This is a genomic window from Halomonas sp. BC1, from assembly GCF_002078135.1.
GTDB lineage: Bacteria > Pseudomonadota > Gammaproteobacteria > Pseudomonadales > Halomonadaceae > Vreelandella > Vreelandella stevensii.
Map to the genome: position 1 here is coordinate 85,841 of NZ_LFGS01000005.1, position 10,161 is coordinate 96,001.

The 10,161-nt window shown below is 60.1% G+C and carries 10 protein-coding genes; 4 read left to right on the forward strand and 6 right to left on the reverse strand.

The annotated features are described in order from the left end of the window. Positions 1-89: 89 nt before the first annotated feature. From B7L72_RS04975 to leuS, 5 genes are all read right to left on the reverse strand, one after another. Entirely contained in the window at positions 90-1,052 is a 963-nt protein-coding gene (locus tag B7L72_RS04975) for a PA2778 family cysteine peptidase (protein WP_081192933.1), read from the reverse strand. After that, the gene (locus tag B7L72_RS04980) at positions 1,030-1,428 is read right to left on the reverse strand and encodes a PA2779 family protein (RefSeq protein ID WP_081138954.1); all 399 of its coding nucleotides are present in this window, start codon (positions 1,426-1,428) and stop codon (positions 1,030-1,032) included. Before B7L72_RS04980 ends, B7L72_RS04975 begins: the two co-directional genes overlap by 23 nt. A 100-nt stretch (positions 1,429-1,528) precedes the next feature. Further along, a complete protein-coding gene (holA, locus tag B7L72_RS04985; RefSeq protein ID WP_081192935.1) occupies positions 1,529-2,596 on the reverse strand; it encodes a DNA polymerase III subunit delta in 1,068 nt (355 codons plus the stop codon). After that, on the reverse strand, positions 2,593-3,087 hold the full coding sequence (locus B7L72_RS04990; RefSeq protein ID WP_081192937.1) for an LPS assembly lipoprotein LptE: 495 nt from the start codon (positions 3,085-3,087) through the stop codon (positions 2,593-2,595). Before B7L72_RS04990 ends, holA begins: the two co-directional genes overlap by 4 nt. Continuing rightward, entirely contained in the window at positions 3,084-5,669 is a 2,586-nt protein-coding gene (gene leuS, locus B7L72_RS04995; protein ID WP_081138959.1) for a leucine--tRNA ligase, read from the reverse strand. The genes B7L72_RS04990 and leuS overlap by 4 nt, the downstream gene beginning before the upstream one ends. 163 nt (positions 5,670-5,832) lie before the next feature. Here leuS and B7L72_RS05000 point away from each other — a divergent pair, with 163 nt between their 5' ends. Continuing rightward, positions 5,833-6,351, forward strand: a complete 519-nt coding sequence (locus B7L72_RS05000; RefSeq protein WP_039179834.1) for a zinc ribbon-containing protein — start codon at positions 5,833-5,835, stop codon at positions 6,349-6,351. 1 nt (position 6,352) lies between these two features. Here the strand turns inward: B7L72_RS05000 and B7L72_RS05005 are convergent, their stop codons facing one another. Beyond that, the gene (locus B7L72_RS05005) at positions 6,353-7,669 is read right to left on the reverse strand and encodes a hypothetical protein (RefSeq protein ID WP_081192939.1); all 1,317 of its coding nucleotides are present in this window, start codon (positions 7,667-7,669) and stop codon (positions 6,353-6,355) included. Between the two features lie 618 nt (positions 7,670-8,287). On the opposite strand from B7L72_RS05005, the gene B7L72_RS05015 reads away from it, so the two are divergent. From B7L72_RS05015 to B7L72_RS05025, 3 genes are all read left to right on the forward strand, one after another. Further along, positions 8,288-8,887 (forward strand): hypothetical protein, encoded by a 600-nt coding sequence (locus B7L72_RS05015; protein WP_081192943.1) that lies wholly within the window; start codon positions 8,288-8,290, stop codon positions 8,885-8,887. Between the two features lie 87 nt (positions 8,888-8,974). Continuing rightward, positions 8,975-9,382, forward strand: a complete 408-nt coding sequence (locus B7L72_RS05020; RefSeq protein WP_081192945.1) for a hypothetical protein — start codon at positions 8,975-8,977, stop codon at positions 9,380-9,382. Between the two features lie 31 nt (positions 9,383-9,413). Next, a complete protein-coding gene (locus tag B7L72_RS05025) occupies positions 9,414-9,977 on the forward strand; it encodes a flavodoxin family protein (protein WP_081192946.1) in 564 nt (187 codons plus the stop codon). Positions 9,978-10,161 lie beyond the last annotated feature (184 nt).

Here is a 10,161-nt window from a genome sequence, read left to right on the forward strand (position 1 = left end):
CCACTGCCGCGAGCTGAAGCTCCCTCCCACGAGTGCATTTCAGCACCGTCGCGAGTTGAAGCTTCCTCCCACGACTCTTCAGGGCGATGTCATAGCGTTTCCAAAAGCTGTCTAGCCCGGGGCTGCCATTCGCCTTCAAGGGAAGCGGCTTGGGTAAGCGATGCTCTGGCGTCTGCAAGGCGCGCTTGCTGAAACTGCAGGATGGCCAGGTTGAGCCACGCAGCACCCATCTCCGGGTCGAGGCTCGTGGCCGTTTCGAAGGCGGCCAGGGCGGCTTCGGGCTGGCCATCGGCATACAGCGCATTGCCTAGCGCAAATTGCCCTGTAGGATTGTGCGGGAAGCGTTCACTGAATGCCTGCCAACTGCTCAGCGTTTTCTCTGATCCGTGCTGCTCTTCAAAGGCACTAATGGCCTCTAACGCATTGCGCGCCGTGACACCTTCGGGCAGCGTGCCCGGCTGGCTGACCACGAACCCCCAGCGCTGGCTGCGCGCCCAGGTGGCATCGAAGCGGCTGAACGACAGGCGATGGCGCTCGATCTCGCCGCTACGCAGCAACAGCGTTTCATTGGGCAGGTCGTAGCCAATGGCCACCGCGTAGTGCCACATGGGGAAGGCGGGCAGCGCCAGGTTCTGCATGACCACTACCGGATCACCCGCCGCCAGGTGGCCCAGAAGGGCATCCATGGTGGCGCGAATGGGGATCGCCAGCCGTTCCTGGCGACGCACCGTGGCCAGCATTTCCGGTTGCACGCTGCCATCCCGCCCCGGAATGAACACCTGGGGGATCAGCTCATCGACGCTGGTGTCCACCCCTTCATGGGTCAACACCATGGCCAGAGTGGCGGGGCCACACTGGTATTCGGTCTGGGCGAAGAACGGCACGTCTTGCAGCTCGGTTTGCGGCGGCAGGTCGCGCTGGGTGCTTTCCAGCAGCACGGGGGCGCGGGCACAACCACCAAGCAGCACGACCAACGCTAAAACGCCCGCAGTGCGGGCGTTGAACAAGCGGTGGAGCAGGCCGAGGCGCTTAGCGGGTAAACGGATAGACATCGGTCAACCCGAGAATGTCGGTGATCAGCAGAATGATGAAGACCGCAAACAGGGCTCCGATCACGCCCGCACCGGCCGGCAGTTCTTCCAGCTGTTTGGCCATCTGTTGGGCTTCTGCATCACTTAGCGCCGCCACACGGGCTTCCACATCGGCGGGGTTCACACCCTGCTTTAGCAGTTGATCCTGCACATCGGCACGGGCGAGGATTTCATTGATGCGCTCGCGGTCCGCACCGGCACGGTCGCCTGCTAAAACAGACTGCGTCGATACCAGATCCATACCTTGAGGGGCGGTGGGGGCCGCCACGACGGGCAGGCTGGCCAGCACTAACGCAGCAATCAAAAGGGTCGCGAGGTAAGCACGCACTGTTTTCATCGTCTTCTTCCTTAGACTGGTCGGGGAGCAAGCGTTTTTAGCGCTTGAATCAATAGTATAGAAACAAACATCATGAGATTTAAGGCAAAATGGCAAAGTGCTAATTATTTGCACTAATCCGGTAGGTCAAGGGGGTTTCCGAGAGAATGCCCCGGGCGCCTGCCATGCTCATGGCCAGATCGTGAAGCCCCGCCCAAAGCGGCACCGGCGAGGCGCCTTTCACGGCCAGGTCGAGCCGCTGGGCCATCAGCAACAGCTTGTGCAGCCGCTTCATGGGCAGCCGCTGAATGGCTTTCTGGTACGCCGGGCGGCGCTTGTCGAAAATCAACGGCTTCTGGCTTTTGCAGGCGTGCTCGAAGCTCTGCCCTTGATCCAGGTGCTGATGCAGCGAGAGCAGAGTGCGCAGCTCGCGGGTCAGTGCCCACAGCACGATAGGCGCTTCCACGCCTTCGCTTTTCAGGCCGTTGACGATGCGCGAGGCACGGCTGGGCTCCCCCTTCAGGCAGGCATCCGCCAGGTTGAAGACATCGAAACGCGAGCTGTCTTCCACGCCCTGGGCGATGCTTTCGACCCCCAGGCGGGCCTGGGTCGGGTGCATCAGCGCCAGTTTCTGTAGCTCCTGGTCGGCGGCCAGCAGGTTGCCTTCGGTACGTTCGCCCAGCAGCCTGGCGGCATCCAGGTCGAGCTGCAGGCCATGCAGGGCCGCCCGGTCACGCAGCCAGTAGCCCAGCCGCGAGGCATCAACCGGCCAGACCGGCACGAACAGGCCGTGCTTGTCCAGCGCCTTGAACCAGGCTGACTTCTGCTGCTTGGCATCGACCTTGCCCATGCTGATCAACAGCAGGTCATCGCTGCCCTCTATCAGTTCGGCGTACTGGGCCAGCGCCTTGCTACCATCCTGCCCCAGCTTGTGGCTGCCCAGGCGCAGCTCCAGCAGCTTGTTGGATGCGAACAGCGACAGGTTGCTGGCCGTTTCCAATAGCCGCCCCCAGGCAAAGTTGGGCTCCACATCGAGCACTTCGCGCTCTTCGATACCGGCCTGGCGCGCCGCTGCACGTACCGCATCGCAGGCATCGCGGTGCTGCAACGGCTCGTCTCCCGCCACGATCACCGCCTTGGGCAGCTTCTTGGCCAGGGCCGCAGGCAGCTGGTCGGCAAATACCTTCACCGCAGCGCCTCGAGGTTGGCCAACCGCTCGACGATGCGCTGGGCCAGCTGGCGAGTCAGGGTCTGCTCGGCTTCCTGGAACAGCGTCTCGCGGTTCAGCAGGTCGTCATCGCTGACGCGAATTCGCGTGCTGGTACTCAGCGTGGCGTTGTTCAGGGCGTAGGCATTGGTTTCCCGCTGCTGCACCGATAGCGACGTGCTCAGCGTCAGCTCATGCTCACGGCTGGCACGGCCATCGGTCCCGATGCGCCGCTCCTGAAGGGAAGGGGTGCCCAGAGTGACGCGCCAGGGCGCGCCGTTTTCCACCTCGCTGCCCAGCTGCTGCAGGCGGGTGCGCAGCTGTTGGGCGAGGGTGCTGTTGGCATCCCCCTCCAGGGCCAGCGGCGGCAGGTTGGGCATGGAGTCGGTGCCGCGCAGGCGGAACCCGCAGCCGCCCAGTAGCGCCACCGCACAGGCGGCGCTGCCAAGGGTCAGGAAGTGACGTCGATTCATCCGCTCACCACGATGTTGACCAGCTTGCCCGGCACCACGATCACTTTACGGACCGTTTTGCCTTCCAGATGGCGCTGGACGTTGTCGCTCTCCATCGCCAGTTTCTCGATGGCGGCTTTGTCGGCGCTGGCCGGGGCTTCCAGGCGAGCGCGCAGTTTACCGTTCACCTGTACTACCAGCTCGATGCTGTCGCGGGTGAGGGCGACTTCATCCACCGCTGGCCACGGCGCTTCGATGGCAGGCTGGGTGTGGCCCAGCTGCTGCCACAGCGTGTGGCACAGGTGCGGGGTGATCGGGGCCAGCAGCAGTACGCAGGCTTCCAGCGCTTCACGGCTCACCGCCAGGCCCAGCTCAGAGCTGTCGTCGAACTTGGCAACCGTGTTGGAAAGCTCCATCACGGCGGCAATGGCAGTGTTGAAGGTGGTGCGGCGGCCAATGTCGTCGCTGGCTTTCTTGATGGTCTCGTGGGTCTTGCGACGCAGCGCTTTCTGGTCGTCGTTCAGCGCGTCCACGTTCAGGGTGCCGGGGGTGCCCGCCGCCAGATGCTCGGTGACCTGACGCCAGATCCGCTTCAGGAAGCGGTGCGCGCCTTCCACACCGGAATCGGACCACTCCAGCGACTGCTCGGGCGGGGCGGCAAACATCATGAACAGGCGTACAGTGTCGGCCCCGAACTTGTCGATCATCGACTGAGGATCGACGCCGTTGTTCTTCGACTTGGACATCTTCTCGATGCCGCCCATCTCCACCGGCTGGCCGTCGCTCATCAGTACGGCGCTCAGCGGGCGGCCTTTCTCGTCGCGCTGCACTTCCACATCGGCCGGGTTGAACCACTCCTTGCCGCCGTTATCCTTGATGCGGTAGAAGGTTTCGGCGATCACCATGCCCTGGGTAAGCAGCTGCTGGAACGGCTCGTCGGAATCGACCATGCCGAAATCGCGCAGCAGCTTGTGGAAGAAGCGGGCGTAGAGCAGGTGCAGAATGGCGTGCTCGATGCCGCCAATGTAGAGATCCACCGGCAGCCAGTAGTTGGCGCGCTCGTCCAGCATGGCCTCGTGGTTATCCGCACAGCAGAAGCGGGCGAAGTACCAGGAAGACTCCATGAAGGTGTCGAAGGTGTCGGTTTCACGCACCCAGCCGTCGCCCAGCTCGGAGAACTCGGGCATCTTCTTCAGCGGCGAGCCGGAGGCATCCACGGTGACTTCCATGGGCAGGGCCACCGGCAGCTCATCATCGGAAAGCGGCACGGTCTGGCCTTCCGGGCCGTACTTCACCGGAATCGGCGCGCCCCAGTAGCGCTGGCGGGCAATGCCCCAGTCGCGCAGGCGGTAGTTGGTTTTCACCTCGCCGCGGCCCAGCTCGGCCAGTTTGGCGGCAATGGCATCGAACGCCGCCTGGAACTCCAGGCCGTCGAACTCGCCGGAATTGATCAGCGTGCCGTGCTCGGTGTAAGCGCCTTCGGAGATGTCCGGCGTGTTGCCGTGCTCGTTGGCGACCACCGGCCTCAGCTCGATGCCGTACTTGGTGGCAAACTCCCAGTCGCGCTGGTCGTGGGCGGGAACGGCCATCACCGCGCCGGTGCCGAACTCCATGAGCACGAAGTTGGCCACGAATACGGGCACTTCCTCACCGCTCAGCGGATGGATGGCCTTGTGGCCGGTGGCCATGCCCAGCTTCTCCTTGGTGGCCATTTCCGCCTCGGAAGTGCCGCCCTTGGCGCACTCTTCACAGAACGCAGCCATCTCGCTGCTCTGCTCGGCGGCCTGCTTGGCCAGCGGATGGCCAGCGGCCACGGCCACGTAGGTGACGCCCATCAGCGTGTCCGGGCGGGTGGTGTACACCGCCAGCGGCTCGCAGGCGCTGCCATCGGCGGCTTTGATATCGAAGCTCAGCTCGACGCCACGGGATTTGCCGATCCAGTTGCGCTGCATGGTCTTGACCTGCTCAGGCCACTCGACGTTATCCAGATCCGCCAGCAGCTCATCGGCGTAGTCGGTGATCTTCAGGAACCACAGTGGGATCTCCTTGCGCTCTACCGGCGCACCGGAACGCCAGCCGCAGCCGTCGATAACCTGCTCGTTGGCCAGCACGGTCTGGTCGACTGGGTCCCAGTTCACCGTGGACATCTTCTTGTAGACCAGCCCTTTCTCCACCAGCTTGGTGAAGAACCACTGCTCCCAGCGGTAGTAGCTGGTATCGCAGGTGGCGAATTCACGGCTCCAGTCGTAGGCAAACCCCAGTGCCTTCAACTGATTACGCATGTAATCGATGTTCTGGTAGGTCCACTTGGCGGGCGGCACCTGATTCTGGATGGCGGCATTTTCTGCCGGCATGCCGAAGGCATCCCACCCCATGGGCTGCATGACATTTTTGCCCTGCATGCGCTGGAAACGTGAGACAACGTCGCCGATAGTGTAATTACGCACGTGGCCCATGTGCAGCTTGCCGCTGGGGTAGGGGAACATGGATAGGCAGTAGAACTTCTCGCGGTTGGCGTCTTCTACGGCTTTGAAGCACTGGTGCTTTTCCCAGTACTGCTGAGCATCACGTTCGATATCACGGGGGCTGTAGTGTGCGTCCATCGGTGTTTTCAAGGCCTTGGGGTCATTCGCCCAAAAAAGGGCGCAAAGTGAATAGTGGATGACGACTGTCAGATAAGTAACGTCGATTGTATCCTATGCCGGTGTATCCTTGAACGGCTAGCCGATGATAGGCAGCACTTGTGGCAACAAAAGGAGAGGACCCATGGAAAAACATAACGATCATCGCCTTCGTGAAGGCTACGAGCGCCTGCTGGAACGCATGCAGGATGGCGCCAACGAACTCACCTGGGAAAACCTGCAAAAGGATTTGGACGACGCCGTTGCCTTTGAAGCCGAACTGGAAGAGTACACCAAAGACGAGCTGGCCCTGCTGCGCGCCTGGGTAGAGCGCGACCTGAAAGACATGCGCTACTACATGGCCGATACCGGCAAGCAGGTAGCCAGCTGGCTGGGCATCGACCTGGACCGGCTTTCCCGCCGCGTGGCAGAGTCGCTGCTTTCTATTGCCGACCGTAGCATTGTCGAGCGGGAGCGCTTCGAAGACGACCTGGAAGCCGCCCGTGCCGACTACTGCGAAGGCGAAATCGCCGCCCCCGGCCTGATGGCCTGCACCCACTGCGACGCCCAGGTGATGCTCAACGAAGTCGCCCGGCTGGAGCCCTGCCACCAGTGTGGCCACCGCTACTTCTACCGCTTCCCCAACAAGATCATCGAAACCTGAGCTACAGGCCCAGCCAGGCGCTCAAGCCTGCTATCGCGCCCAGCGACAGCAGGCTCATGAGCGCCGCATAAGGCAGGTTGTTCTTCATCATCTGGTAGCCACTGACCCCATAACGCCCCTGTAACGAGAGGTTGATACCGGACAGCGGCCCCACGCTGGTACCCACCGCCCAGGCGCTCAACCCCACGAACGCAAACAGGGTTTGCTCCGCACCGCTGAGGTTGAGCACCGAGGCCAGCACCGACACCCCAATGATCGGGTGCAGCCCCACCAGCGCGCTCAGGGCAATGGCTGCAAAGCTGGCCATGGCCTGGGGCGCACCAAACCGCGCAAACAGCGTCCACGCATCGCCTGCCGCTGCGGCCACCAGCGTGGAAAGCCCCACGGTCAGTAAGCCCGCCGCCAGAAACAGTGAAATCTCCCCGCGCATGGCCGGTAACCGTGTGACGGTGTGCTGACGCAAACGGCGCAGGGTAAAGCGCGGCCCCGCAGGCAGGTTGCTCAGCAACGCCACGCCGGGAATCAGGAAGGTAATGATGCTGACGATGCTCAGCGCAGGCGTCAGCCAAACATGGAACAGCATGACCAGCGCCGCCATGCCCGCAGGCATGAACAGGCTACGCGGCGACAGCGAAAAGCCATCCACCTCGCGCAAATCGAACCGCCGCCGTAGCTCCCAGGTGGTAAACAGCCCCGCCAGCATGGCCAACGGAAACCCCACCACGGCAATCTGCGCGTACTGCACCTCTGGCGCCAGGGCGATGACCACCGCCATGGAGGCAAAAAACGGCGACCACAGCGCCGCGCTGCTCAACCCCCGGTTCAACGCCAACAGCTGCGGCGTAGTCAGCGGCCCGCGCCGCGCCAGCCGGTCGCCCACCATCAGCACCGTGGAAAGGTTCAGAATGGTGCCCAGAAAATGCACCCCCAGCCAGGTGCGCAGCACGCCCGCCGCCCCCGTCAACCGCCTGCCCGGCGCACGCTTGTTGCCCTGGGTGCCGATCAGGGAAATAAAGCTCACCCCCACCAGCATGGTGGCCACGAACACATTGCCCTGCAGCATGACAGGCCAATTCACCGCCGCGCCATACACCGAGTGCGCCACCACCAGCATCGTAGCCCCCAGCGCGCTCAACACCCCCGCCTGACGCCGCGAACGCCGAGGAATATCCCGCCACAGCAACACCACCGCCGCCCACAGCAGATAGCTCACCCCCTGCGCCGCCGCGAAAGCCCCGGTAAAGCCCACCACCTGCACCAACAGCCCCAGCAACAACAACCCACCCGCCACCCGCTGCCGCCTCGTCGTCTCTTGCATCGCACACCCTTACTGGTTGAGTTAGCAGGCTAAGCTGCTTTGCAAAAGAAGGCCAGCAGCAAGAGCGAGGGGAAAGGTGAGACAGCAGATGCCGAGGATGCACCATGTGAGAGATGAAAGATGTTGGGAAAGGGGAAAGGGGATGCGATGGAGCTGAGGGAAATGAGGGGTGTAGGATGTGTGACGTGGGAGGGCGCTTCAGCGCGCGACGATCAAGCCACCAATCCAACGATAACGCCTCCAACACCGACAGCGCCACCAACAACGACAACGCCTCCAACAACGATAACGCCACCAACCCCGTAGCGCGGCGTAACGAGCAAAGCGAGGCACCCGCGAAGCACCGCAACGCGGTGCCGATACAGCCACCCAAGTCACGAAAAAATTTTCCCCAGATAGGTGACCTAAGCAGATTTTATGAATAGAGTATGATTAAACAGGCAAAACGAGCGGGCACGATAATAGGGGATATGTAGCCTGATCTAATGGAGTATTTTTTAAAATCAATAGGTTAGGTGGTTTTTTAGGCTGTATAACATCAATGACTGTGATCGCTCAGTTATTGGGGTTATGTAGTGGGCTATATAATCACACTGTTATATCTCTTGAGGTAGATCTGTGCTAACCGATGAACAGAAGAAATACCGAGACCGCGCTAACCGTGCGCGACGAGAGCTCCTCAAAGAAAGGGAGAAATTCGGCGCTATTTCGGACGGCTCAGGGAAACGCTACCGGGTGTGCGTTTACTTTGTGCTTAGCGGTGCTCCAGAAAAAGCAGTCGAGTTCTTGGACTGGTTCGAGAAGGAGTTCCCGGATGACGTTGGTGAGCCCGCGTTTCTCTTATATGCTGCGTTGGCCTATTACCGGGTGGGGTCTCTGGGGAAAGCGCGGGGATACCTGCTGGATACGATGTTAAGCAACATTTACCTACTCCCCTATCTGTTTTCGCGGCCAATGCCCAAGCAAGACATGTGGCACTCATCTAATTGGGCACAGCCAGACTACATCGAGGAGATTGAAGAACTTCTGGAAGGGCCAACGAGTCAGGAGCGGGAGTGGTTTCAAGAACAGTTCGAGAATGAACTCTTCACGAGCATTCGAAGCAAGTACATAGAAACATTTCACGCATTACAGCATGCAAAAGAGTTGGATTCCCGCCGTCGTATTCTTGGGGAGTGGCGGGACTATGTTTCATCTTGTCGTGCAAACGAGATATAACCAGTGGCAGCACGGTGACCGCTTTTCCGCCGCGCTGCGGCTCCAAACCGGCACGTGTGCCAAGCGTTAGGCCGCAGGGAGAGGATCATGCAAGGACCACTTAAGAGCATCGTCGCAGGCGTGGTGTCGGCCATTGCCACCTACTTCGCATCCGTCGTCGCGCTTGGCTACACCAACGCATTCGTGATGCCGTCGTGGGCACCGTGGGCACCGTGGGCACTTTGGGAGACCGTCGTAGTCTTCGGGATTGGAGCCGCACTTGTGGCGCTGCTTATCCACATCGTCGTGCTTCGCTTGTTCCAAGCGGACGCTGCTTGGGCACTCGCATCGTTCCTCGGCGCAGCGCCTCTTGCAATGGGGCTGGCGGGCCAGCTCACTTTCGGTACCAAGACCCTTGTCGCGTGGGCGGTAGGTGCGTTGCTGGCATCGCTGGCATATCGCAAGCTGCGGCCTAACAAATCATTCAAGCCGATGCCGCTTCGCGGCACGGCTTAATTCTGGCGTTATATTTTTTAAGGATAGTTAAGTGGTAAAGGTCGCCATTATTTTTCACTCAGCATCAGGTACTACAATGAAACTTGCTGAAGCAGTAGCTTCGGGCATTCGTTCTGTCTCTGAGGTTGATGTTGTTTTTGCTGAAATTGTGGGTACGGATATTGTTGATGGACGTTTTAAAAACTTAGCCCTGATAGAGCAACTTAACAATGTCGATGCAATGGTTTTCGGTTCACCTACATTTATGGGTTGTGTTTCGGCACAATTCAAAGCTTTTGCTGATGCAACGGGTGATCTTTGGGCTGAGAAAGCTTGGTCTAATAAAATTGCTAGTGGTTTTACCATTGGCTCAAATCTGAGTGGTGATCAGTTAAACACCATTCAATACATGCAAATTTTCGCTAACCAACATGGCATGTTATGGGCAAGTTTAGATATACCAGGTAATTGTGATGCCGAAGGGCGTAACAGGCTTGGCGCTCAATCTGGTTTAATTGCACACTCTAAAGATGGCGAACTAAATGTAGTCGATTTAGTAACTGCACAATATCTGGGGCAGCGTGTTGCCAACGTAGCCAAGAGATTTGCAGTATAAAAAAATATAACAATCCGCGTCATTCAGGGCCTTCGGCCCTTGCGACGCTCACAAGTTCGCGCGCATGCGCGGGGCGTTAATTGGTAGAGATATGGAACCAGTCATCCAGGAAGAAATAACGGGGTGTGGTATTGCTGCAAGTGCTGCTCTAGCAGGCATTGGCTATACGGAGGCCAAAAGTAAG